Annotated in this window: 19 protein-coding genes; 7 read left to right on the forward strand and 12 right to left on the reverse strand. The window is 47.4% G+C overall.

What is annotated here, in order from left to right; translation table 11 throughout:
• Positions 1-30: 30 nt before the first annotated feature.
• From GUA98_RS26915 to GUA98_RS26930, 4 genes are all read right to left on the reverse strand, one after another.
• Positions 31-1,245, reverse strand: coding sequence for an AraC family transcriptional regulator (locus GUA98_RS26915; RefSeq protein ID WP_193724977.1), 1,215 nt, complete (start codon positions 1,243-1,245; stop codon positions 31-33).
• A gap of 276 nt (positions 1,246-1,521) precedes the next feature.
• Positions 1,522-2,271 carry a Bax inhibitor-1/YccA family membrane protein gene (locus tag GUA98_RS26920; RefSeq protein ID WP_193724978.1) on the reverse strand — a complete coding sequence of 250 codons (750 nt, stop codon included), beginning with the start codon at positions 2,269-2,271 and terminating at the stop codon, positions 1,522-1,524.
• Positions 2,272-2,539: 268 nt separating this feature from the next.
• Positions 2,540-2,896 (reverse strand): nucleotide excision repair endonuclease, encoded by a 357-nt coding sequence (locus GUA98_RS26925; RefSeq protein WP_095360246.1) that lies wholly within the window; start codon positions 2,894-2,896, stop codon positions 2,540-2,542.
• A gap of 785 nt (positions 2,897-3,681) precedes the next feature.
• Positions 3,682-4,917, reverse strand: a complete 1,236-nt coding sequence (locus GUA98_RS26930) for an MFS transporter (RefSeq protein WP_193724979.1) — start codon at positions 4,915-4,917, stop codon at positions 3,682-3,684.
• A 247-nt stretch (positions 4,918-5,164) separates the two neighbouring features.
• On the opposite strand from GUA98_RS26930, the gene GUA98_RS26935 reads away from it, so the two are divergent.
• Genes GUA98_RS26935 through GUA98_RS26945 form a run of 3 tightly spaced genes read left to right on the forward strand, consistent with a single transcriptional unit; the run spans position 5,165 to position 8,024 of the window.
• Positions 5,165-6,616 (forward strand): PLP-dependent aminotransferase family protein, encoded by a 1,452-nt coding sequence (locus GUA98_RS26935; protein ID WP_193724980.1) that lies wholly within the window; start codon positions 5,165-5,167, stop codon positions 6,614-6,616.
• Positions 6,617-6,648: 32 nt separating this feature from the next.
• Positions 6,649-7,569 carry a D-alanine--D-alanine ligase gene (locus GUA98_RS26940; protein ID WP_193724981.1) on the forward strand — a complete coding sequence of 307 codons (921 nt, stop codon included), beginning with the start codon at positions 6,649-6,651 and terminating at the stop codon, positions 7,567-7,569.
• Positions 7,566-8,024 (forward strand): GNAT family N-acetyltransferase, encoded by a 459-nt coding sequence (locus GUA98_RS26945; protein ID WP_227780154.1) that lies wholly within the window; start codon positions 7,566-7,568, stop codon positions 8,022-8,024. Before GUA98_RS26940 ends, GUA98_RS26945 begins: the two co-directional genes overlap by 4 nt.
• A gap of 169 nt (positions 8,025-8,193) precedes the next feature.
• Here the strand turns inward: GUA98_RS26945 and GUA98_RS26950 are convergent, their stop codons facing one another.
• From GUA98_RS26950 to GUA98_RS26955, 3 genes are all read right to left on the reverse strand, one after another.
• A complete protein-coding gene (locus tag GUA98_RS26950) occupies positions 8,194-9,681 on the reverse strand; it encodes a copper amine oxidase N-terminal domain-containing protein (RefSeq protein WP_193725004.1) in 1,488 nt (495 codons plus the stop codon).
• A 196-nt stretch (positions 9,682-9,877) separates the two neighbouring features.
• A complete protein-coding gene (locus GUA98_RS30090; RefSeq protein ID WP_265333663.1) occupies positions 9,878-10,003 on the reverse strand; it encodes a hypothetical protein in 126 nt (41 codons plus the stop codon).
• Between the two features lie 120 nt (positions 10,004-10,123).
• On the reverse strand, positions 10,124-10,591 hold the full coding sequence (locus GUA98_RS26955) for a YfbM family protein (protein ID WP_153980415.1): 468 nt from the start codon (positions 10,589-10,591) through the stop codon (positions 10,124-10,126).
• Positions 10,592-10,752: 161 nt separating this feature from the next.
• Between GUA98_RS26955 and GUA98_RS26960 the strand changes: the two genes are divergently transcribed.
• The 3 genes from GUA98_RS26960 (at position 10,753) to GUA98_RS26970 (ending at position 13,626) form a co-directional block, all read left to right on the forward strand.
• The gene (locus GUA98_RS26960) at positions 10,753-11,217 is read left to right on the forward strand and encodes a DUF4385 domain-containing protein (protein ID WP_193724982.1); all 465 of its coding nucleotides are present in this window, start codon (positions 10,753-10,755) and stop codon (positions 11,215-11,217) included.
• Positions 11,218-11,328: 111 nt separating this feature from the next.
• The gene (locus GUA98_RS26965) at positions 11,329-13,089 is read left to right on the forward strand and encodes a cellulase family glycosylhydrolase (RefSeq protein WP_193724983.1); all 1,761 of its coding nucleotides are present in this window, start codon (positions 11,329-11,331) and stop codon (positions 13,087-13,089) included.
• A 48-nt stretch (positions 13,090-13,137) separates the two neighbouring features.
• Positions 13,138-13,626 carry a hypothetical protein gene (locus GUA98_RS26970; RefSeq protein WP_227780155.1) on the forward strand — a complete coding sequence of 163 codons (489 nt, stop codon included), beginning with the start codon at positions 13,138-13,140 and terminating at the stop codon, positions 13,624-13,626.
• Between the two features lie 116 nt (positions 13,627-13,742).
• Here GUA98_RS26970 and GUA98_RS26975 read toward each other — a convergent pair whose 3' ends face one another.
• The 3 genes from GUA98_RS26975 to GUA98_RS26985 all read right to left on the reverse strand — a co-directional run bounded on the left by GUA98_RS26975 (position 13,743) and on the right by GUA98_RS26985 (position 16,607).
• The gene (locus tag GUA98_RS26975) at positions 13,743-14,804 is read right to left on the reverse strand and encodes an LLM class flavin-dependent oxidoreductase (RefSeq protein WP_193724985.1); all 1,062 of its coding nucleotides are present in this window, start codon (positions 14,802-14,804) and stop codon (positions 13,743-13,745) included.
• A gap of 174 nt (positions 14,805-14,978) precedes the next feature.
• Positions 14,979-15,791, reverse strand: coding sequence for a class I SAM-dependent methyltransferase (locus GUA98_RS26980; RefSeq protein WP_193724986.1), 813 nt, complete (start codon positions 15,789-15,791; stop codon positions 14,979-14,981).
• A gap of 474 nt (positions 15,792-16,265) precedes the next feature.
• Complete coding sequence (locus GUA98_RS26985) at positions 16,266-16,607, reverse strand: zinc ribbon domain-containing protein YjdM (RefSeq protein WP_095290698.1); 342 nt, start codon at positions 16,605-16,607, stop codon at positions 16,266-16,268.
• A gap of 272 nt (positions 16,608-16,879) precedes the next feature.
• Between GUA98_RS26985 and GUA98_RS26990 the strand changes: the two genes are divergently transcribed.
• Positions 16,880-18,046, forward strand: a complete 1,167-nt coding sequence (locus GUA98_RS26990; RefSeq protein ID WP_227780156.1) for a VanZ family protein — start codon at positions 16,880-16,882, stop codon at positions 18,044-18,046.
• Positions 18,047-18,173: 127 nt separating this feature from the next.
• Here GUA98_RS26990 and GUA98_RS26995 read toward each other — a convergent pair whose 3' ends face one another.
• Together GUA98_RS26995 and GUA98_RS27000 are read right to left on the reverse strand one after the other, a co-directional pair.
• On the reverse strand, positions 18,174-19,634 hold the full coding sequence (locus GUA98_RS26995) for a carboxylesterase/lipase family protein (RefSeq protein WP_193724987.1): 1,461 nt from the start codon (positions 19,632-19,634) through the stop codon (positions 18,174-18,176).
• 444 nt (positions 19,635-20,078) lie between these two features.
• Positions 20,079-24,080 (reverse strand): DUF4073 domain-containing protein, encoded by a 4,002-nt coding sequence (locus tag GUA98_RS27000; protein WP_193724988.1) that lies wholly within the window; start codon positions 24,078-24,080, stop codon positions 20,079-20,081.
• Between the last annotated feature and the right edge of the window lie 315 nt (positions 24,081-24,395).

Here is a 24,395-nt window from a genome sequence, read left to right on the forward strand (position 1 = left end):
ACATTCTCATTTAGATAGATGGATTATATGTCATGTCGCTCGTGAATCACCATGGACGTTATCCAGATATATATTTGGACAATATCCCGTGAAAATGAGCAGTGCCTCATCCAGCATGCGCATAACGCCTACTGCGGAGTAATCGAACCAGGGATCGCCAGTGATCAGATGTGTCTGATACTGACGCACAGCGTTCAGCTGTCTCCATACTGGTGAGTGCTGCAGACTGAGCCAGTAAGCCCGCGAAACGGCCTCCGGGCATACCATGATCAAGATCCGGTCCGGATTCAATACATTTAATTGTTCCAGCGTTAGCGGTGTATTGGTGCTGGCATCGGGAAAGGTCTCCAGCTGCAATGCACCATAGAGTACCTCCTCAATCCCCGGATTACTATAGAGATAGAGGCGCTGTCCATATACACGGATTACAGCCACCTTCTCGCATCCCACTTCCTTCTGCACCGATTCCCGTGCTTTCTCTACCCGCTTGTTATATAGTTCAATCCACTGTTCTGCTTGTTCCTCCCGTTCCAGGAACGCAGCAATCATACGCAGCTGTGCACGCCAATCGGTCTGATGCTTGGGTACAAAACAGCAAGGCGCAATCTCGGCAAGTCCAGCTTGGTCCTCTTCACTGAGTTGATCGGTACCAATGATGGCGTCCGGCCGTATGTGCACAAGCCTCTCCACGTTCGCTTCGAATCTCCAGCTGGTATAAGGATCGGTTAGTTGAAGATGGGACTGGATTTCTGTGCGGTGCGCGTTATAATAATACGCTGTCCATTTCGGATCGATGGGCGCTGCAATGGGCATGACATTGAGGGCCAGCAGTTGTCCGATGACGCTGGAGGAGCAGGTGGCAATGCGTTTTCTGGCGTTCTTGGCATAATCGGAAGGAGACACGCCGACTTCCTTTTTGAATTTGCGGCTGAAATAATATTCATCGCTGTATCCGACTCTGAGCGCAATATCACGCAGTTTATATCCGGATTCCTTCAGATAACGCTTGGCCCGGTTAATGCGGAGATCTGTCAGATACTCCATTGCGCTGAGACCGTAGGTTTTTTTGAATAGATCAACAAAATACTTCGGACTGATATTTGCTCTCTGAGCAAGATCGGCAATAGACAATGCTTCATTGTAATGCTCGTCCATATAGGCTTTTACTTCAGCAAGGTCCGTCTTGGGGCTGCGACTCATAACGGGGGCTAGCACAGCACGGTGCAAATCATTCTCCAGTAACATGAGGCCACTCCTCTCGATCTGTTTGATCATCTTAATATGAAGCGTACAGCGTACGTTGAGGTCAGTTGACTGATTATCATTTATCGACAATGATAATCATTATCAATTAAAGTATCACAATCTTTTCCTCTCAGTCAATCCATATATGGAAATATGTGCACCCGTTTTAGTTCGAATGATCATCATCATCCACTTGCATAAAAAAAGCCAACGTCGTGACGATGCACGCGTTAGCTCTTGGATTTGAACCGTTATCTCAATTGTACTTATTCGTTCCTAGTCCCGGCTCCGCAGCTTGCTGAGCAGACGTAAAATCTCAATATACAGCCATACCAGGGTAACCATAAGCCCAAATGCGCCGTACCACTCCATATATTTTGGAGCACCTTGTTCAGCGCCGTTCTCAATAAAGTCAAAATCAAGCACCAGATTCAGGGCCGCCACAATAACGATTACGACAGAAATCCCAATTCCGATCAGACTATTGTCATGCAGATAGGGAACGGTAATTCCGAACAATCCCAGCACGAAACTGAGCAGGTACATGATCATAATGCCGCCGGTTGCTGCTACCACTCCCAGCTTGAAGTTCTCCGTAGCTTTGATCAGTCTCGATTTGTACGCGACCAGCAGGGCGATGAACACGGCCATCGTCAGCAAAGCAGCCTGCAAAGTGATTCCATTGTACAATGACTCGTAGGTTGCGGAGAGTGCGCCAAGGAACATACCTTCCGCGATTGCATAGATGGGAACCAGATAGGGTGCTGCCACAGGTTTGAACGAGATAATCAACGCCAGAATAAATCCGACGATGGCACCTCCGATGGCGAGAGGAAGCACTTCCTGACCGTTAAAGAACATCATCCATGTCGCAAATGCACTGCCGAGCAGGATGACCAGCGTAATGAATGCTTTGTTCACTGTGCCGTTAATCGTCATGTAATGCTGATATCGGTCATCTCCATATCCACCAGCATTTTCAAATGTACTGTCCTTGAGTGTGGGGTTACCACTGCGTCCGATCAAAACAATCACCTCTTCTATGTATTGGGTCAAACTTTGAAGCCAATCTTTATGTTCTTCGTTTTCTTCGTGTTCTTCATGTTCTACATTTCCAATGATCTGCTATTCATATGTTTTGATGTTCAAGCACAGACTTGGATGCAATCGGTCGATCACATCCTTATCCATCGTTACAACCCTGTAGGACATATGTCCCAGGCTGTAATACCTTTTTTTAAATTGATACAGACAATTAAATGCTAGTTGTTGCTGTAGTTACTAGGCAGAAGACTTAGTTGTAGAACACTTTGTCTACATTGTATTTCGCACGCATCGTATTAATGATATAGGTCTCATAAATTTCACGGTCTACGGCATCCTCCACCAGACAAACCTCAATGGTCGCCACTTCTTCCCGGTGGTTCTTCATTGGAGATACGGTATCCTCAAAATGCTTCTTGATCCGCGGTCTCAATTTTCTTGCTTTCCCGACAAATAACAGCTCTCCATCGGCATTGTAGAACATGAAGATTCCACCCTTTTCACGCGTGATCAGGTGAAAATCGGTGAAACCATAGATGTGGCTAAGCTGCGGGTTTTCCTGCTTCGTAATGGTTACATCCGGCGTTGGTACGGTAATCTGAATCATTGGGTTCACTTCCTCATTATCTATAGGCTTACATCCTATCATACATTATTACAGGAAACCATTTCATCCTATAAGATGCACAATTCACGCTATTTTCAACTATTACGACAATTATTTCAAAAAAAAGGTTAACTTCCCTGATTCAAAGTGGTACTATAGGGGTATGAGGAAGAAATTGGGCACTAAGACATATGTCTTTATATCTACTTCCGTCTATTGTACCCTTTGAATCATGATCTTTTTCATACTGTATTCTGTAATGTGCGCACCACAACAAGAGGACAGTTAGCACGTATTGCAAGTCTGTAGCTTTTATGATTCATCATCAATACGACCCTTGCAGCAAGCAAATGTAGAAAGAGATTCATTGTAGATTGTAATGTAGAAAAAGAAGTAGAAGTACGAAGTGGATTTGAATTAGAACGCCTGCAATTCCAGTCAGCAACGACCAACTAGATCCACGCAGAAGAACCGATAGCTATCGATCCTAGCAAAGAGAAGAATGGTCATGCCATGCAATCTTAGTAAGTCATAACTTCATAACAGCAGATCTATATAGAATTGGATCAAGCTACACCCACAGCCCGGCACGAAGCCAGGGCTTTTTTACGTTGTCCTCCTTAAACCATTTATAACAACCTCCGTATACTCAATCCATGCCTCATAGCTTCTTGAGTTCGCAGTATATTTAAAAGAAAAAAAGAGACGCCGACCAAGCGGCACCTCTTAAACCATCCCAGAAAGATCCATATATACGAGACGATAGCGGAGAGCCCCAGATTCCCTTACACATGGGCTTTCTCCCTCCCCCGACTCAAATAAATCATTAAAAACACAAACGCAGCAGCAAAAGAAGCCGTAATGATCCAGATCGGAATCCGTGGATCGAGCGCGTACGCCCAGCCTCCCACGATACCGGCCGGGGAAGTAAGCAGCAGGATCACGACGGAAAGCATCGAGAATACCTTCGCTCTTTTTTCGTCGTCGATCGCGTTCTGGACGGCTGCTTCGAGGTACGGCGAGCTGATCATCAATCCGACGGCGGCAAGCACGGTACTCAAACCTATCCAGACCAGATTCGACGTCGGCCACAGCACCAGCATCACGTTCGAAAGCAACGACAGCACAAAACCAGCCATCATCGAGCTCGTCTCTCCTTCAGCTGGAATCTTCGGCATGATGAACCACAGCGCGAGCAGCATAATAATAGAGGAAACGGCAGGAACGAGTGAGATTAGTCCGCTGTCCACTTTCAGATAATCGGCCAGATACAGCGATAGATAGGTCGTTTTTAGCGTCATTTGAAAGTTGAACAGGATATAAACGACGAAGATCAGCATTAGGCTGCGGCTGGCAAACAGATCTCGGATCGCGCCGCTGTAGTCGATCAAACTCTTTTTGAGACCGAGTTCCTTCGTCTCTTTCATTTTCCGATAGCCCATTTCCGTTTCCTTTGTGGTCAGATGCCGCCCGATGAATTGGAAGGTCATGAGCACCGAACACAGCACATACATGATCCGAGTGCCGTCCACCAGCCCGTAATGATCGACCAACAGACCGCCAAGCGGAGCGAACAAACCACCGACAACGCCGATGATCTGAAGCAGAGTGAAAACGTAAGTCCGGTCCTTTTTTGGCGTATCCTCGACGATCAGACAGTAAAAGGCGATATGTGGAACTCGCTGAAGCCCGTTGATGAATGTCGCGATAACGAAAAACCAGACATTTTGGGAAAAGGCAAAGATGAGCATCGCCACGCTCCAACTAAGCACGTCGAAGGTGAGGATGGCGCGTTTGCGTCCCATTCGGTCGGTCAAATACCCGCTCATGAATGATGACAGCACCTGCACGATCAGCCCGAGCGTCGTAATCCAGCCAATATTGGTCTCGGTAACGCCCAGCTCATACATGTACAGCGTAGCGTAAGTTGCCATCATGCTGTACGGAATCAGGAAAAACGGTTCAAAAGCGAGACAGCCTCGGCTGTTGCCGCGAAGTCTCGGGAAAAGCGTTCTTGCCATGCGGGATTTCCTCCGGTGTCGTCATATTGGAATTAAAGCATTTTTGGTCATGCTAAAATATAGGTTACTATAGAAAAAACATGAAAAATAGAGGCATTGGAAATAATTTACCGTGACCAAAGACGGCTGGACGGATCGGAAGCTATCGGTTCCGTGTTCCAACCACCTCGTAATGGAAACAGAGGTATCGTGGTTCTTTCGGTGGGGTTTATAATATGGCAAGATAGCAAACAGAGGGAGTGATGGGATGTATTCCGATCTGCAACTGACGGAGGACCGCCCTGTATATATACAAGTCAAAGATTATATGAAGCGATTGATGCTCAAAGGCGGTTTGCAAGCGAAGCAAAAGCTGCCTTCCACCCGTGAACTCAGTACACTGATGAAGGTTAGCCGCAGCACCGTCCTGCTCGCTTATGCCGAGCTTGAAGAAGAAGGTCTGATCTATGCGGTGAAAGGCAAAGGCAACTATGTCAGTCCCCTGATTGAAGCACCTGAGCCAACCAATGGCTGGCAGCTGGATTGGAAGAGCCGCGTAAGCGACTATGCAATTCAGGCGGAACAATATGATCTGATGAAACATGGTTCCGGTGCAGAACGTGGCGAGATCTCGTTTACCAGTATTGCCCCGGATGAAAAGCTGTTCGATCTGCATAATGTGAAACGGGCCTTCCTTGATCGCATGTCTCTCGAAGGCGAAGTGCTGCTGAACTACGGATATGCACAAGGCTACCGTCCTTTGATGAACTATCTGCTCCGGTACATGGAGAACAAGGGTGTTGACCTGACCGGCAAGGGCATTCTAATTACCAACGGATTCACGGAAGGCTTCGATCTGGTGCTTGGTGCCTTGCGCAGACAAAGCGGCAGAGCTCTATGCGAGAACCCTACCCATCATACGGCCATCAAAAATCTGAAGCTTCATGAGTTCAGCCTCACAGGCGTGGACATGGAGCCGGACGGACTCAATCTGCAGCAGTTGGAGCATGAACTCATCACAAGTTCGTATGATCTGGCCTATTTGGTACCTTCATATCACAATCCAACCGGAACGGTGACTTCTCCTGCCAAACGGGCAGAGATTATCCGGTTAATGAATCAATACGAAGTGCCCATTATCGAGGATGGGTTCAATGAGGAACTGCGTTATTCCGGTTCCCATGTCTCTCCTCTCATCGCTAGTGCGGGCAAGGGTAATGGACTCGTCTATCTGGGCAGCTTCTCCAAGGTACTCTTTCCCGGACTGCGGGTAGGCTGGGTCATTGCAGATGCAGCGCTGATTGATTATTTGGAAAGCATGAAACGGGCACGCAGCATTCACACCTCAACACTGGACCAATCCCTGCTCTACCAATACTTGAGCAACGGCAATTTTGAGAAGTATCTGAAGCGGGCCCGCACTGAATATAAGCGAAAATACGAACTGGTCGTGCGCTGCTTGCGCAAGCATCTGCCGATGTGCCAGATCTCCGGCGAGGGCGGTTTGCATTTATTTGTACAATTCCCTCCGGGATACCGGACCCGGGAATTGCTGGCTGCCTGCAAGGTGAAGGGTGTGACCTTCACGCCCGGCGATACCTTTTATCTGGAGCCAGGTCAGGGGTTAAATACGATGCGCCTGGGCTTCTCCAGGATCAGCGATGAGAATATTCGCAAAGGTATCCGTATCATTGGTGAAACTGCGGCTCAGATGAGCTAAAACGGTTGAATAACAACATGGGAGGATTACACATGAAGGTTGGCGTGATTATGGGCGGAACATCTTCCGAGCGGGATATTTCCCTGCTCACCGGACAGGAGATGATTGCCCATTTGGATAGAAATAAATATGAGGTCATTCCCATTGAGCTAAGCAGCAAACGGGATCTGATCGACAAGTCGGCGGGTATTGATATGGCCTTACTCGCACTGCATGGCAAATACGGCGAAGACGGTACAGTTCAAGGTACCCTGGAGTCGCTGGGCATCCCATACACCGGTTGCGGTGTCTTGTCCAGCAGCGTATGTATGGATAAGGACATGTCCAAACAGCTCATGCACCATGCGGGCATACCTACTGGAGCGTGGGTGCAGGTGAACCATCTGGAAGAACTGTCATCTACAGCGGTTCAGCAGTTGACGTATCCCGTCGTTGTGAAGCCGAACTCAGGCGGCTCCAGCATTGGCACCCAGGTTGTTCAAGAGCCTTCATCTCTACAAGCTGCGGTTGAAGCAGCACTTAAATGGGATGACACGATCATGATTGAACAATATATCGCAGGGGATGAAATTACCTGTGCCATTGTAGATGGCAGGATGCTCCCGATCATCTCCATTCGTTCAAGTGCAGAGTTCTTCGACTATAGTTCCAAATATAATGACGGTGGTGCTGAAGAACAGGTGATTCAGCTTCCTGCCGACATTCACCAGCGCGTGGAAGATGCCGCACTGGCCTGTTATCGTGTGCTGAAATGCAGCGTCTATGCCCGCGTGGATATGATCATCCGTGATGGCATGCCTTATGTGCTTGAAGTCAACACGCTTCCAGGTCTAACCCGTAACAGTCTGCTGCCCAAAAGTGCAGCCGCTGCAGGCATCTCCTTTGCGGAGCTGCTGGATACCATCATTGAACTTTCACTGAAGGAACGAAACAAGGAGGCACAGCTATCATGAGCCAGGATATAACAATACGCAGCAGTTCAACGGAAGATCTGCAGGATATGGTCATTCTCATGGACCAACTGGGCTATCCTACGACGTACGCTGAAATGCAGGAGCGTTATGCCCACATTGCAGCTGATGCCAATTTTAATACGCTCGTCGCCCAGGTCCGTGGACGTGTGGTTGGATTGATTGGCATGCAGACCTATTACCTCTATGAGAAAAACGGTCAGCACTGCCGCATCATGGCACTCATCGTGCATGATCAGTTCCGAGGCACCGGCATAGGCCGTCAGCTGATTCTGGCAGCAGAGCAATGGGCCGCCAGCCAAGGCATAGACTCGCTCTCCTTGAACAGCGGTAACCGTCCCGACCGTGAAGCAGCTCATGAGTTCTATCGGCAAATGGGCTTTACCGCCGGAAGTACTGGATTCAGCAAAAAGCCGCAGGCTCTTCAGCATGCCTAATATTCGATCATATTAATAAAAGCGCCTGTACCCAACAACTTGCTGGGAACAGGCGCTTTCTAATGACGGAGATAACACTTAATATTTGGCTGACTGTGCATCATTAATCGGATAACAGCACCATTGATCATCGGCGCTTCACCCGGAAATGTCGTACAAATGTTTTAACTTATGGCCGATCGATAAAGATCCAGCCTGTTTCTTTTTCCTTATCCACGGTTGCTCCAAGAGACTCTGCCATGAAGCGCAGTGGAACGTATGTCTTACCGTTTTTGCCCACATAGGCGGATTCAACCATGGTTACTTCCTTGCCCGCAACCGTTGCGTTCTTGGAACCCACAGTCAGCACAATCTCATTGCCTGTGATGTCGTCAATAACAACGATGGTATCCGATCCCTTGGTCCATTTCACCTCGGCATCCAATTCCTCGGACAGGTAACGCAGAGGAACGAATGTTGTATTTTTCACCGTAATGGCACCGTAGGTCTCATCTTCCGGATACAGCATAATGCTCTTCCGAGTGATGCCGGCTTCGTCTTTCAGCAGCTGATACACAACAGAATTGGAATCAAAGTTGCGCAGCATCTGTCCAGGAGTAATATTTTCCTTCATCAGATCGATTACGCCACCAGTTGTGTCAACCGCATCCACGGTTACCGCTCCACCGATATTCCACTGTTCGCTGTCTGCGTATAGAGTAACGGATTGCAAAGGCAGATCCTCAGAGGCAGGCAGTGCCACTTTCAACTCAGCATTTTGCTTGCGGATGTTCAGCGCACTGTCGAGATAGAAATCGAGCTTAAATGTTGTATCTGTGCCAAATACCGTCTTCAGCTCGGGCATTTCATTCAACAATTCGTTCAACCCTTGATCATAGTTAACCAGAAGCTCGTCGAGCCCTGCCTTGATCATCGGGTACATGGTGGCAACAGCTGACTCTTTCGATTCTGGCATTAAGGAGGTCATGGCTCCTGTGTCCACTTCTTCCACCTGATTAATTGCTGTCAGCATAGGATAGAACACCTCATATAGATCGCCGATCAGATCCTTGAGTCCTTGCTCATCCTGGGCAACACTTGTCAGGAACGGTTTCACCATGGCAAGAAGCTCTTCTCCCGTGATCTCCATATGGAGCTTGGAGAGGCTGAGGGACTCACCGTTAACCGATTCCTGGACAGGCGTGACGGAGATATTTTTCGGATTGGACAGATGCTTCAGGACAAAAGAAAGAAATTTGGGAGAGAGCTCCTCAATCTGCTTTTCCAGAGCCTTGGTGTCCATCATCGGAAGTGCTTGCGCGCCTTCCAGAGCCTCAAGTGATATGTACAGCGGCTTCTGCGCCCCGTCCAGGTCGATTACCATTTGGGTTTCGTCCATGGAAAGGCGGAAAGGCAGTTTGGTTCCTTGGAAACTTACAGCGCCTTGGATCGATGCCGTTTGGGCATCCTTCACTTTGGCATTTTCGATGTCCAGCGATACGGAATTAATAAGTTCAATCATTTCGTTGTCTTTCTCGGTAGCGAATTCTTTGGCCGGCTCTATGTTAATGTGCATGGATTGTCTCGATTCACCGGATTTTACGTTTGTACTGTTGACCATGGCTTTACTAATATCCACCCCACCAACAGCCTGACATCCCGTAAGCGCCACCATCATCAAAACGAGTGGTACGGCGATCCACTTGGCTAACCTTCGATTCTTGATACGATCTCCTCCTTAGGAAAAATGTGGTTCATTCCTATTATGAGGCCATCAGGTAAATGTTGTAAACCGGTGGAACGTAAAAACGCCAAAAAAGGCCGGAAATGTGTCCGACCTTTGGATAAGTATTTATTTTAGACGACCTCGTACATTACTCTTTGGTTTCCTCGTCAACCTCTTCAGTCGGTTCATTGTCCTCTGTCGTTACAGGGGTTTCAAATTGATCCGGCTCGTCGTCTTGAATGGCTTTGTTCTCCTCATTCTGGTCCTGTGTCATACCGCAATCCCTCTCTTCTACCGGATTTTCGTGATAATCATCAAGGCAATCGCCTTATTTTTATCAATAACCCGAACCGAAGCAGCTTAAACATGAAGGGCGTCACCGTTAGGAACCGTTTCAGAAAATATAAAAGACAATTCCATTGCCGGCGGCGGCTGTTGCCTGATATAGAGCCTGAACGTCGTTCATTGTTTGAACGATCTCTGTGAACGTCTCATCTGCATCCCAGCCTTCCATGACCGGATAGACGCCTTCCGTAATCATTTGGTCCAGGTCAAAACGTGCCTTCAGTTCATCGGGGTCCAGCTGCTCCAGAGCCATATAGGCTTCCAGCACCTGTTCGTTCGAGAGCAAAAACAGATCCATGTCCGAATAATTCCCCAAATATTGTTCCCCTGACATCGGCACCACATATCCGAGAGGCGGCTCTCCTTCCGCCAGGTTACCGGTTAAGGTGAACTGAAGCATCTGCCACGTTTTATCAATATCCAGATCGACGGAACAATCATGCACACTGATCTCGCCTGACTTGATCGATTCAATCAACTCGTCGGTCACCACAAGATATCTTCCGGACATTCCCATATCATGATCCCTCCTATGGTTTTACTTCTCTGTCCCCCATTAACCGTGTATGTTCCAAAAGAATCGGGGTAAAAAGAGGTAGGAGTCATATTACGATTACAAAAATTCCATGCTCAAGCACGACTATACCATACATGTTATCTCAAGGAGGGACCACACTGATGAAAAAATTCGATTACACTCTGAATTACGAAGAGCTCGATTTGCGCAAACATCCCGAACTATATACCGTCGGACGGGGAGAGCAGGGCGTGCTGATGGTGGAACCCTACAAGAGCGAGATTCTGCCCTATTGGCGTTTTAAGACACCCGAGATCGCGACCGAATCATCGGAGAAGATCTACGAGCTGTTTTTGGAATATAAGAAAAAGGATGATTTCGTTGGCATGGATATGGCGCGCAAGTTTCTGCAGATGGGATATACACGGGCCCGGCGTTATACGAACCATAAAGGTGGACGCAAATATTCGAAAGAGGACGGTTCGATCCTTCCCTATCAGAATGACAAAGTGAAAGCGGAAGCTGCAGCTATCTTCAAGGCACAGTGGGAGATTGCCAAGACTGACTCGGATTATATTGAAATGAAGAAGCAGCACCGGGAAAAGTACGAATCCGAGAACGAATAGACACTTGGATAAAAAATACATCGCTCATCCCGATACTCCTTTTGATATAATGCTTTACGTCGATCTACAGGACGAAAACATAATGAGATCACTTAAGCTAAAGGAGCCTTCATGAAATTACCTAGTCGCCCTAACTCGATCACACTGACATGCATCGCGATGTATCTGTTCATCCTGCTGCCATTACCTGCGTCTGCAGCCCAATCCGAGCTTGTGAGGCAGCGTGAAATGACCGCCTTTAGTCCACTGCAAACGGTTGTGGATCAGATGCAGCCCGGATGGAACCTCGGCAACTCATTGGATACGGTAGGTCCGGATGAAACCTACTGGGGCAATCCACGCGTTACTCCGGAATTAATCGGGAACATTGCCGCTCAAGGATTCAAAAGCATACGAATCCCCGTTACTTGGGACCAGCATATGGGTGCCGCCCCGGATTACCGGATAGATCCTGCTTACATGGCACGGGTCCAGGAAGTGATCCAATGGGCACTGGATGCGAATCTGTACGTCGTGTTGGATCTTCATCATGATTCTTATCTCTGGATCAGTCAGCTGGAAACCGATCATGACCAGGTACTCGCTCGTTACACAGCCGTGTGGACCCAAATTGCGAATCAATTCAAGGATGCTCCACTGCGGCTGATGTTTGAAAGTGTCAATGAACCGCGCTTCAATCGTGGAATCACTCAGGCGGGTGATATGGGAGCAGGAAGCAATATCGATGAGCCAAGGCAGCTTACCCTTTTGCATGAATTAAACACGACGTTTGTGAAGCTGATTCGCAGCACAGGCGGCAATAACGAAGAGCGCCCACTACTGCTGCCTACACTTGAGGGTTCACCGACACAGGCAAGGCTGAACAGTTTGAGGTATACCATCACTGAACTGAAGGACAAGAACCTGATTGCCACCGTGCATTACTACGGTTACTGGCCATTTAGCGTTAATATCGCTGGTCACACCACGTTTGATACCGATACCAAGAATGATGCGGCCAGCACGTTTAACAATATATACAGGACTCTAGTCACGCAGGGAATTCCGGTCGTTCTTGGCGAGTACGGACTGCTGGGATTCGATAAACATACGGATGTTATTGAACAGGGCGAGAAGCTAAAATATTTCGAATTCATTGGGCATGAGCTGAAGGACAAAAAGATCGCATCCATATTGTGGGACAATGGCCAGCAACTAAACCGGGAGACGTATATGTGGTCCGATCCGGCTCTGTTCCAGATGATTCAGGCAGGCTGGACAGGCCGTTCTGCTGTTGGAGATCGTGACCTACTGTACCTGAGACAACGCTACCCCATTCAGGATACGGAGCTGACAGTCAAGTTAAATGGAACCAAACTCGTATCGCTCTATGCGGGTGATCAGCTTTTGAAACAAAACGCAGACTATTCATTCAGCGGGAGTACGCTGCTTATCCAAGCAGATGCATTATCCCGTATGGTTAGCAAGGGCTACCAGCTCGGCAAACAGGCCATCATCACGGCAAAGTTCAATCAAGGCGCAGACTGGACATGGAAGCTCGTCGTATCGACCAAGCCTGAGCTGGAGAATGCATCCGGTACTACAGAGGCTTTCTCCATCCCAACGCTCTTTCATGGGGATCAGCTCGCCACCATGGAGGCCGTCTATTCCTCTGGAGAGTTTACTGCTCCGCAGAACTGGACTCCTTACAAAGAATTCCTGACTACATTTGCACCTTCTTATGAAACTAATCAACTGATTCTGCAGCCGGAATGGCTGAGTGAACTGCATAATGGACAGATTGACCTGGCCTTCCATTTCTGGAGCGGTGAGGTCATTCACTATACGCTGTTCAAAAGCGGGAACCAGATAACAGGGAAGACCCTTCATTGATGAGCCATACATTCAGGCGTAGAATGGACAGCATGGTATGCTCTGCGAGTGGGAAATTCGCAAGGCTGTGAAGAAGGTGATGACATGGTATGGGTAATTGGGGTCCTCGGTATCGTTCTACATACACTGTGCACGACAGGAGCAGGTGTAGGACTGGTGGTAGGCTTCGTTTTTTTCCTCGTCGGTTTCGGGGAAATGAAGAACAGGTCACGGACTCTTAGCCGTTTACTGCTGAGTAAGGATACGCTGATGATCGTGGGGACGATGGGCGTTGTGCTTGTTTATTTTTTTCTCTCCTACTGGAATCTGAAAATGATTGGTGATGCAACCTTTCCGGGTCTGCTGGGTTCCGCAATCAGGGTAATCTCCGGGAGACAGCTGCTTACTGCAGCAGCCTTGTACACGTTCTGGACCATGATCAGCTTATACTGGCTGCTTCCAAAAGTATTCAGCTTTGATAGATTAGGCCTGAAAATTCAGCTGATTGCCCTTGGTGCAGCTGGAACCAGCATTCTGGTTGGCATCATGAAATTGTAAACCAGCCCAAAACAAAAAAGGAGTGGAAGCCCAGCCTGGTATGCTGAGCCTCTACTCCTTTTGTTACGTTAAAATAAGTAATGTTCTCTTTTCTCTGATCGGACGAACGGGCAGAATTAACGCGCTTCACCATTCTCCGCTTCCCAACGTGCAATTTCATTGCGAACGATTGGAGCAACCTCTTTACCAAGCAATTCAATGGCTCTCATCACCTCATTGTGAGGCATCGTGCCGAGAGGGGTGTGCAGCATGAAACGAGTGATGCCAACTTCCTTGCGCAGGTAAATAATCTTCTGAGCCACCGTCTCTACGTCACCAACGTACAATGCGCCTTCAATGCTGCGTGCAGCATCAAACGTTGCACGGCTGTAGTGTCCCCAGCCACGTTCACGGCCCAGCATGTTCATGACAGCCTGAGCAGGCGGGAAGAATTTCTCAACAGCCTCATCCATCGTATCCGCGATAAAACCGTGAGAGTGTGATGCCACCGTCAGTTTGGAAGCATCATGCCCTGCATGGGCTGCAGCTTTTTTGTACAACTCAACCAGTGGAGCAAATTGAACCGGACGACCACCGATAATCGCGAGTACCAGCGGCAGACCGAGCAGACCTGCGCGGACAACCGATTCCTGATTACCACCACTACCGATCCATACGGGCAGCTTCTCCTGCACCGGACGTGGGTAGATGCCCAGGTTGTTGAAGGAAGGACGGTGCTTGCCTTCCCAGGTTACCTTTTCCGAATCACGAAGCTTAAGCAGCAGATCCAGTTTCTCATCGAATAACTCGTCGTAGTCGTTCAGATCATAGCCGAATAGAGGGAAGGATTCGATAAACGAACCCCGGCCCGCCATAATCTCCGCACGACCATTCGAGATGCCATCCAGCGTTGCAAAATCCTGAAATACCCGTACCGGATCATCCGATGACAGTACAGTTACGGCACTGGTCAGGCGGATACGCTTGGTCTGTGAAGCTGCTGCTGCCAAAATCACTGCCGGGGATGATGCTGCATAGTCAGCACGATGATGCTCCCCTACGCCGTATACATCCAGGCCGACCTCGTCAGCCAGGACAATCTCTTCTACAACATCACGAATACGCTGTGCGTGACTTATGAGTTCTCCGGTTTTTACATCTGGATTGGTCTCTACAAAGGTACTAATTCCGATTTCCATGTTCTGTTCCTCCCTGTTTATGAAGCGATCCGTCGTTCATCTAACCTATTGTAAGTAGATCACCTTTTGTTATGTATCTTAATATTGAACTATTTTGAAGAAAAACACAAGAGCCCTCTTTCTCCAGAGGGCCTGATTTTGACATATTATTCTCTATTTCTGTGACTTTCATGATTATTTCTTGGTCCCGATGTACAGCAGGTGAGAGGAAATCCCCAGAACTGTAGGATCTGCTGCCTTCTCAATCATGAATTGGATTAACTCTTCATACTCCCCGCGCTCTTTCCAATACTGCTGCTGTTCTGCTGTGAGCATGGCCCCGAGGCTGGATGATCCAATCAAATTCACCGTTTGGAATCCGTGCTGCTCCATGAATGGTTGAATATCCTGAATGTTAAAATAGTACGCCCCTGTGAATCGGCCCTGATCCTGATGGTCGAATGTCCCCTTTTCCACAAAAGCACGAATGGCACCCATATGATCATTCGGTTTCCAGTGCAGGGGAGACTGCAGCGAGTTAATGCTCATTCTCATTCGGCTCTGCATCGCGATGTACACCATGCCGCCTTGCTTCGTTACCCGGTGCAGCTCCCTTACAGCCGTTACCCGCTCCTGTTCAGTCTGGAGATGATACAACGGCCCCAGCATCAGCGATGCATCGTATGTATCGTCAGCCAGCCCCTCAAGACGGGTTGCATCCAGTACGTGGAATCCCTCGAACTGCTTCGTCAGATTATACTCCTTAGCCTTCTGTCTAGCGATATCCACGGAAGCAGGTGTCAAGTCTGACAAGGTTACTCGGTATCCATCCCTCGCAAGCTCCATCGCGTATTTCCCTGGCCCTGCGCCGTTATCCAGAACGAGGCCAGCTGCAGGAAGATGTGCCCTGATGTAATGCATGTTGATGATGAACTCCAGCGGCTCCCGCTCCAATCTTCCCCACTCGTCAAACCCGGAATAGTAGTCAATAATGCGTTCTCTTGTCATTTACCCGACACCTGCCTCTTTTCATTTAGGGTCAAAAAAATGCAAAAAACCTGCCACCTCAACTAAGAGGCGACAGGTATGACCTTCGCGGTACCACTCTTCTTCATCCATGAACCATGCCAATGACAGATCTCTCTGTATCTGCTGGGCCACAGAAACTCAGGAACCTGATGACGGGGGTTAGCCGTCAGGATCTGATCTCAGTCCGTCTGAATGACTGCTGCTCAATCCTGCCGCTTACAGGCGAGTTGGGGATAGGTTGGACTGCCTTGCACCATACGGCAGTTCTCTGAGCCAGCCTTATTCCTTAGTACTCCTGATCATTGCGTTTGCCTGTTAAATTTCAGACAGTATATACCATCCATATATTTCCTGTCAATTCATCAAGATTGATTCATTCCTGAAAGACATGCTTCACATTTCTAACGAATACGCCTTGTTCAGTCTGTTAAGTACCCTTGACTATGTAACCTTCTAGATCTTTTTCACAAATTCAGACTTCAGCTTCATCGCACCCAAACTATCGATTTTGCAGTCGATATCATGGTCACCGTCAATTAAACGGATATTTTTGACTTTGGTTCCCTGTTTGACAACCAGCGAGCTGCCTTTCACCTTCAGATCCTTAATGACTGTCACGGTGTCTCCATCATTCAGAACATTCCCGTTCGAGTCACGTACTACTTTGGTTTCTTCTGCACGCTCGGTTTCGGATTCCAACGTCCACTCATGTGCACATTCCGGGCATACCAGCAGATTACCGTCCTCGTATGTGTATTCGGAATTGCATTTGGGGCAGTTAGGTAAATTGGACATATTGTTTAAACTCTCCATTCCTTTTTTGGGCTTCTCGCAAGTATACGGGATTCCTCATGTTCCTTCCAGCGAAAGGATCACGTTAAATCCAGGTTATCCCCCATTCTGCGTTCGGTTAATGGAATTTAAACGAAATTTAAGGTTCACCTCTCCTTACTTTAAAACGGATCCTATACGATATACCTATCCGGGAGAGATTCCCGATGAATGATTGAATGATTCCGGCTTTTAGCCCGTCCATGAAATATATTTTTCAAAAGGAGTTTCTTGTCATGTCTATGTCCATGTCTTCTTATGTTTTCCCTGTACAAACAGCTTTCTTTATCTTCGTGGTCATCGCCATGTTTTTACTTGTTCCGTGGCTCATTTATGGCTATCGCAAAGACGGCTTTTTCAGCTGGTCACGCTTTGCCGTCAGTTTTTCGTTCATCTTTTATATTCTCGCTGCGTATTGTCTCGTCATCCTGCCGTTTCCATCGACCCGCAATACGTGTGCCCAGCAGGCTGCCGATACGGTATATTACAATCTCGTTCCCTTCACTTTTGTCAAAGATATTATGAAAGAAACACCGATTGTATGGTCTCAGCCGTCCACCTATAAGGGGATGATTCAGGGCAGGGCCTTTCTGCAAATTGTGTTTAACGTTCTGCTGCTCATGCCGCTGGGCGTGTATATCCGGTACTTTTTCCAAAAGAGATCCTGCTGGAAATATGCCTTGCTTGGCGGATTTGGACTTTCCTTGTTTTTTGAAATTACACAAATCACCGGATTCTACGGTTATTACGACTGCCCTTATCGACTGTTTGATGTCGATGACCTGCTGTCGAATACGTCAGGAGCGGTACTTGGATTCTTCGCAGCCCCGATCCTGCTTGCCCTATTCCCGTCACGTGCCAGCATTCAGGCGAAAAGTGAGCAAATTGTGGAGCAAAACCAAGTGTTCCCGATCCCTCAGCTGCTTGCACTCCTCATCGACGGTGTGGTGGTGGTATTTCTATCGAATCTGCTCTCGATCTTCAGTCTATCCAGTACCCATGTGATCAACAGCGCAGCTAATACAACCATCGCGATGCTCATTGTATTGTTTCTTATTCCGAGTGTCCGGGACGGCAACACACCTGGCTCCGCACTGATGCGCTTCCGGTATGTTCGCAGGCAGACAGGGAAACCATCCATGCCGCTGCTGTTTAAACGCTGGCTCGCGCTTTATGTGCCTTGGCTCATGTTTACCATGATCCGGCTCGTCAACGAGTATGCCTTTGTCAATAATGACTCGGTGCTTGAACCCTATAAAGTATGGATTTCGATTGGTATGATCGGTCTCTATATGCTCCTGTTCGGAGCACTCTTCATTCACGTCATACTGGTACTCTTCTCTAGAGGCAGCCGTTCATTCTATTGTGATCATGTATCCAATATCAGGGCTTCTCGTAAATGAATTCGGCAGTACATCTTATAATTTGGTCAGCAGCAATGTAATGAATGGACACAAGAAGAGGCGTCCTCCATCAAGCATGACGGAAGACGCCTTTGAACTGTGTATGATGACACTTTAATTCGCTCGTTTACACGCCAAGCAGTTCCCGCTTGGATGACTCTGGGTCATGCGCAAGTTCAATTTCATGATTAAAGATCAACGTCGCGCGATTCTCCTCATAAGGAGGCCAGTTCACACCAGCCGTTTCCGGACGGCCACTCTTGGCAAAGGAAATCCAGGCATCCTGTACTTTGCCTGCCAGTTCTGCAGCTGCTGCATCCGGTTCAGCGTTCATGGACTTCAGCGCATGCAATGTATTGAAAGCAAAGAAGATATCGATGCTGTGGATCGACTTTCTCAGCAATGGATGCTCCGGCATGACCCAATCGAACCGGTACATCCACACCGGTGCATATTTCTGTTGAGCAGTCGCGTATTGAAGCGCCGAGCGCCAGAAGAACAGATCGGTCATCACCTGAGCCTGTCCGTCTGCCGTTTTGGGATAACTTTCCGCAATCGCTGCCCGGTTCTCCAGATCGGGCGTCATGAAGTCGACGGCCTGTACCATATCGATCTCTTCCGAATAAGGGACATGCGGCTGAATGAACAGCGCACCTTCATGCAGGGTAGTTCCAATCAATACAGGGATGCCTTGGGCAGTTCCCGCACGTACAGCCTCAAGTGGAGACTGCGGGAGCGTCACTCCATCCAGTACAGGCTGGAACAACAAAGCCATGGCAGCACCGCTGTGTTTTTTGACCGTTTCGCCAGCAGCCAGGATCTGCTCCGCCGGGATATCTTTCAGCTTATGCAGATCATCCTGCGTTACACCCAGAACCTTCAATACACCGTTCCGGATCTCAGCAGCCTGCTCTGCAGGCATGAACTGCGATGCTCCGCTTTGCATAATGGCACGGTGGAACAAGCCCTTGGCCGCCGGCATGGCCATCAATGCAGCAATACTCATACTGCCGGCCGATTCACCGAATACCGTAACATTGCCAGAATCACCGCCAAAGGCTCCAATGTTATCCTGTACCCACTGCAGGGCAGCGACCTGATCCAGCAGGCCCACGTTGGTTGCAAACCCTTCCCCAAGTGGAGCCATATGCATGAATCCAAGTGGGCCGAGACGATAGTTTATCGTCACAACGATGACATCGCCACGCAGGACCAGATGGGTTCCATCATACAAGGGCTGACTTCCCGCCCCCGAAGTGAATGAACCTCCATGAATCCATACCATAACCGGGAGAGGATGCTGGCTTTCTTTTTCCGGTGCCCAGATGTTCAGATAGAGACTGTCCTCCGACTCGGCAGGAGACTCTCCGAATATCCCTTCTGCTTGATGATGTCTTGGCTGTATATTTTCAGGTCCGAACTGCTTCGCTTCCCTGACTCCATCCCAGGATTCAGGCGGAATCGGAGCTTGAAATCGCAATTCGCCCACTGGTGGTTTGGCATAAGGGATGCCTTTCCATACACTCGTTCCATGCAGATGTTCTCCCTCAACTGTACCGTACCGTGTGTTAACTTGAAGCTCTCTCATGCGGCATATACATCCTCTCTCCTATTAAATGTTATACATACTATTGAGTATAGAGCCCCGCAAGACCAATTTACAAGTTTACCCAAAAAAGGCCGGGGTTGAGACGTTTCACGTGGAACTTTTATGCACTCAGTGAAGGAATATTTTGAGGATCAGCCCATGATAACAGTACAACAATAACCATTCCTCAGGAACGGATGAGGCTTCACCGGTTATGCAGAAACTTCTGCATACGGAGCAGTATTCTCAGTGATTGCAGAGATTTGAAACCATTGCGTGATACGTGAAAAAGGACAGACACCGTGGAATAAACGTCTCGACAGTTTGTTGCAGGTAGATATGTAAAATTCGCATCTAAAATAAACTGCAATCTGTTCTTTTAAATACAAATAAGGCCACCCTTTCGGGTAGCCTTATTTATTTATCAACTATTTTACCGATAAATTATTGCTGTGCTGCAGCTTGAATATCTGCATATGCCCAGTGAGACGCAGGTACGTCCGAGAACGATTGTGAACCTGTACCCGTTGCTGGGGTACGCTTGAACAACACATTTAATACTTTTACTGCTTCAGCCCGGGTTAATTGGCTATCCGGTTTGAACGTACCATCGGTGTATCCAGTCATCAGGCCAGCAGATTGTACATATGCGATCGCTTCTGCAGCCCAGGAATCTGTGGACACATCCGTAAAGGATGATCTAGCTTCCGTTGCTGCAGTTGCACTGCCCGATTGCTGCTGCATCCAGCGGTAAGCAATCGTCGCCATCTGCGCGCGTGTAATCGAACCTTCTGGTACAAATTGAGTTGCGCTCATACCATTCATGATCCCTGCGGATTGAGCTTGTGCAATTTCGCTGTTTGCCCAGTGAGTTGCTGCTACGTCGGCAAAATTACCGGAATTAATAGATTTAGATTCATCCGTCAGGTTACGCGCCAGCATCGCTGCCATTTGAGCACGAGTCACGAATGCATCTGGACGGAACTTGTCACCAAAACCTTTGATATACGGTTTATTAGTTGTTTCTGCCGCTTTCAGTCCATCGACCACAACCAGTGTGAACGTACTGAATTTGCTTACTGTAAATTCGATGCCTTCACTGCCATCGTTCAGTTGAACGAGCTTTCCTTGCAGCAATTCTTTGGTACCGTCACTGTGTTCAATGTAGATGGCCAGGTTGTCCAAAGCCTTCTGACGTGCTGCTGCATCTGTCGGCAGACTATCACGGAGTGGCAATGTCAGTGTTACTTCACGACTCTGCATATTCGTTTCGATTTCGACTGGACGAGCCAGTACTTTGACATTTGCATCCGGCGTAATTTGCTGAATCAATTGCTCTTGCTTCGCGCGTTCTTCCACTTGCTTGCGCTCGGATTCCTGCTTCATTGGCACAATGCGGAAGTACAAGTCTTGGTTGAAACCAGCGGTCGAAACCGTAGGAATTGAAATGATTGCATTCTCTGTCGAGATCTCCAGCTTAAGTCCGCCATCATTCAGCTGTTTTACTGCTGCTTTTGGCAGTTCTACGCGAGTCTCGGATACGGAATCTTTGGCATCCGGAATGATGATGCGTGCTGTATCCATGCCAAGCTGTTTTGCTTTTTCTACAGATTCTTTGGCAGTCGCTTCAGACATTGTTACGAGGTCCTTCACCTTACCATTTGTTTCTGTTGTACGTGTAATTGTTGTTTTCACCAAGTTGGTCCCGTTGGTACCATTCACATCCACCGTAAGTGTCTCTTTGTTGGTTGCAGGCGTTGATGTTACAGGTGTAGATGAAGATCCACCACCGCTTCCGCCACTGCTTGGCGGAGTGACCACCGGGGTCTTGGGTTCAAAAAACTCGTCAAATGCCGATTGAACCTCGGTATAGCTTCCATAACCGTTAGCTGGTTTTTTGTCCAGCATCCATTGTGCGAGTTTTTCGATCTTAGACTCATCACTCGATGCATCTGCTAATTTCGAGAAATTCAATGGGAAGTCATCCAGCTTTTCATGATCCGATTGTTTGTTGTACTCTTCCACCTCTTGTTGAATCATCAGAAGTGTAAACAAGGTCTGGCTCATCTCGTCTGTTGTGTTTACATTAAGAGATGGAGAAATGGTCAAGATCATAACCATGCCGAGAAGAGCCTTATCTACTGAAAGACCTTCTTCTTTGAAGATGAGGCGAGCCATATAAGCGATCAATTTCTGATCTACAACAGACCCCTCTACGTACTTTTTGCTAAGCTCACGGAATTCTTCATAATCTTCGAAGTCTTCAATCGAGATATATTCATCGACTTGAGAAAGCTTCATATAGAAATTATCCAAATGACTTTGCATCTCGGCCTGACTCGTTGCCTTATAAGCAAGCACAGCTTCATATGCCAGCCCAACGGTATATCTTACCTGTCCTTCATTTTCATAATCATATTTATCCGGAAGCAAATCAATCAAAGCTTGAGCTACAGCTAACTGCTCTTCAAGAGTAAGATCATTGAATCCCGCAGGGAGTATTACAAGCTCAGGGCTGTTGCGGATAATAGTTAGAACCTCACCTACATTTTCTGCATCCACTGCATCGTTTAATTGTTCCATCGGTGATAATGGGCCAAAGAAAGCATTGAACGTTTGTTGAATAGCTTGGTAGCTTTCGTAACCCTGTACTGGACGATTATCAATCATCCACTGGGCGAGTTCTTTGTATTTTGAATAGGTAATATCGTCTACTTTATTTAGGTTAAGCGAGAAGTTCTCCAAATATTCTGATGTGCTCGAATTCTGATTAAACTCTGCCGACTCCTTCTGTAATAAACGAAGACGCACCAATGCACTGTACATTTGGTTTTGGGTTGTCAAACTGTTAATCGGTCCATACGTCGATAGACTAGCAGATAACCGCTCACTATACTGATATACGGGTAGCGAACTACGTAAAATATCAAATTTAATATTATACGCCAAAATCTGCTTATCTACTGCCGACAGCTTGTTATACTTTTTCCCAATGCTATAGTATTCCGGGATGCTGGAATCCATATTCCCACTGAATACTTCAGGCAGGCCTCTCAGCATGTCAAAATACGTTGTAATCCTCTGCTCCACGCTCGGCAAATCACGTGTCTGAAGAATTCCCCGAGGGTAAACAACCAGGTCAATCACATATTGCACTTGATCTTTACTCACATATCCTTTGCTGCCGTTCATAAATGTTAAAAACTCAGCCATGGATTCTTTCTCATCCTTGGTCCAGTTGTCAAAATCCTGAGGAAGAATTACTCCAACTTGAGGATCTTGAACTGCAGAAAGTACACCGGCTAAATCTCCATTACTTTTTGCCAAGTTCAGTGCCTCAAGTGGATCTGCTCCTCTATTCTCGGTGAAGGTCAATGTCACGTAAGGACCTACTGGAGTACTTTCAGTTGCTTTCACACGTACCCATACCGTTTGGGCACCTTCAAATTGAGGTTGATTAGCAGAACTGTATACAAACCAATCCACGCCAGCATTCGTGCTGTATTCCATTGTACCGTCCGCACCTACAATTGCATTTGCTTCATCATCCGCTGTCACTGCTGGTGCAGCCACTGCGAAGAATGCGTCGAAGGCGGCTTGTACTTCTGCTGTGGTATTGTAGCCTTCAACACCGGTTCTCTTATAAATCATCCAATCTGCCAGTTCCGCCCGTCTCTGCTCATTATTCTGGATGGTAGACATCTTCTCCATGTTGATTGGAAAAGGCTGTACCGTAGCATTTGGACTCATGCCGAACATTGTAGTCATTTGATAGTGTGCATAAAGACTATTCAGTGCAGCATCCATGTCTGATCCAGTGATGGGTCTGTTAATTGGAAGATAATCCGACATCAGCACGTTCAGTAATTGAATCTGACCCTTATAATTAATGGGTGTTTGGTGTTGACCTAAAGCAGGTCCAAACATCACAATATTTGTGAATATTTCCTTATCAGCACCTCTAAGCATGCTGTAGGCAGCACTCGCCTCACCCATTGGTTGTGCTTGTTCAGAAGGTAGGAAATTTCCAGCCTGACTATAATAGTTATATAGCTCATTCAGAAGACCCTCTACAGCACTTGAATTCGTAACTCTGGGCAGCACTACTATGTCGCTTAAGAGATAAAACATGTAATCCACTTGACCCTGACTTTCATAATCTGTTCCAAGTGGAAGCAAAAGAGTCATTCCTCTTGCCAGTTCTTTCTTCTGTTCTCCATCCAGCCCGTCATAGAGCGTTGTTTTATCGATAATATCAATTAAGCTGCTGTTCTCTATGAGACTTTGAACTTGTGAAATAGTTTGTTCAATATCCTGAACAGATTTTCTAATTTCATTTAATTGCTCCAGTGGTGTAGATGCTGCATTCGCTACCCCTCCTACACTAACAACCTGCAAAAACAGAACTGCAACTAATAAACAACTTACTAGCTTCCTGTAAAACATAAACCTATATCCTCCCCTTCTATTCCATTCAAATGGTCCGCAATTTAGGTCTATTGTATTGCACAACTCTGAACGGATTCTGAACAATAAATCTAAAATATGGAAAAAGATCCTGTATGAAGGTAAAAATCAGGCTGAATCTCTACATTTTTCGTCATTATTCATCATTTTTTATTTACATATAATCTCGAAGGCCTACTTCCTCTCTATCGAGCCTATCAAATCATCATGCAGTGAACGTAGTCCAAGGAACCTTAACGAATCAGAGCGGGAACGGGACAGGATCATATCATCACTCGCGCAATCGAGGTGAAT

The sequence above is a fragment of the Paenibacillus sp. P13VS genome, assembly GCF_015143645.1.
Taxonomy (GTDB): Bacteria; Bacillota; Bacilli; order Paenibacillales; family Paenibacillaceae; genus Paenibacillus; species Paenibacillus xylanilyticus_A.

What these genes read in the sequence shown, in the direction of transcription:
- GUA98_RS26995 (WP_193724987.1), bottom strand. Translation starts at nt 19,634, where the DNA reads ATGAGAGAGCTTCAAGTTAACACACGGTACGGTACAGTTGAGGGAGAA.
- GUA98_RS26925 (WP_095360246.1), bottom strand. Translation starts at nt 2,896, where the DNA reads ATGATTCAGATTACCGTACCAACGCCGGATGTAACCATTACGAAGCAG.
- GUA98_RS26955 (WP_153980415.1), bottom strand. Translation starts at nt 10,591, where the DNA reads ATGGGAATGTCCGGAAGATATCTTGTGGTGACCGACGAGTTGATTGAA.
- GUA98_RS26935 (WP_193724980.1), top strand. Translation starts at nt 5,165, where the DNA reads ATGTATTCCGATCTGCAACTGACGGAGGACCGCCCTGTATATATACAA.
- GUA98_RS26945 (WP_227780154.1), top strand. Translation starts at nt 7,566, where the DNA reads ATGAGCCAGGATATAACAATACGCAGCAGTTCAACGGAAGATCTGCAG.
- GUA98_RS26940 (WP_193724981.1), top strand. Translation starts at nt 6,649, where the DNA reads ATGAAGGTTGGCGTGATTATGGGCGGAACATCTTCCGAGCGGGATATT.
- GUA98_RS26960 (WP_193724982.1), top strand. Translation starts at nt 10,753, where the DNA reads ATGAAAAAATTCGATTACACTCTGAATTACGAAGAGCTCGATTTGCGC.
- GUA98_RS26965 (WP_193724983.1), top strand. Translation starts at nt 11,329, where the DNA reads ATGAAATTACCTAGTCGCCCTAACTCGATCACACTGACATGCATCGCG.
- GUA98_RS26930 (WP_193724979.1), bottom strand. Translation starts at nt 4,917, where the DNA reads ATGGCAAGAACGCTTTTCCCGAGACTTCGCGGCAACAGCCGAGGCTGT.
- GUA98_RS26975 (WP_193724985.1), bottom strand. Translation starts at nt 14,804, where the DNA reads ATGGAAATCGGAATTAGTACCTTTGTAGAGACCAATCCAGATGTAAAA.
- GUA98_RS26990 (WP_227780156.1), top strand. Translation starts at nt 16,880, where the DNA reads ATGTCTATGTCCATGTCTTCTTATGTTTTCCCTGTACAAACAGCTTTC.
- GUA98_RS26915 (WP_193724977.1), bottom strand. Translation starts at nt 1,245, where the DNA reads ATGTTACTGGAGAATGATTTGCACCGTGCTGTGCTAGCCCCCGTTATG.
- GUA98_RS26985 (WP_095290698.1), bottom strand. Translation starts at nt 16,607, where the DNA reads ATGTCCAATTTACCTAACTGCCCCAAATGCAATTCCGAATACACATAC.
- GUA98_RS26980 (WP_193724986.1), bottom strand. Translation starts at nt 15,791, where the DNA reads ATGACAAGAGAACGCATTATTGACTACTATTCCGGGTTTGACGAGTGG.
- GUA98_RS27000 (WP_193724988.1), bottom strand. Translation starts at nt 24,080, where the DNA reads ATGTTTTACAGGAAGCTAGTAAGTTGTTTATTAGTTGCAGTTCTGTTT.
- GUA98_RS30090 (WP_265333663.1), bottom strand. Translation starts at nt 10,003, where the DNA reads ATGACACAGGACCAGAATGAGGAGAACAAAGCCATTCAAGACGACGAG.
- GUA98_RS26950 (WP_193725004.1), bottom strand. Translation starts at nt 9,681, where the DNA reads ATGATGGTGGCGCTTACGGGATGTCAGGCTGTTGGTGGGGTGGATATT.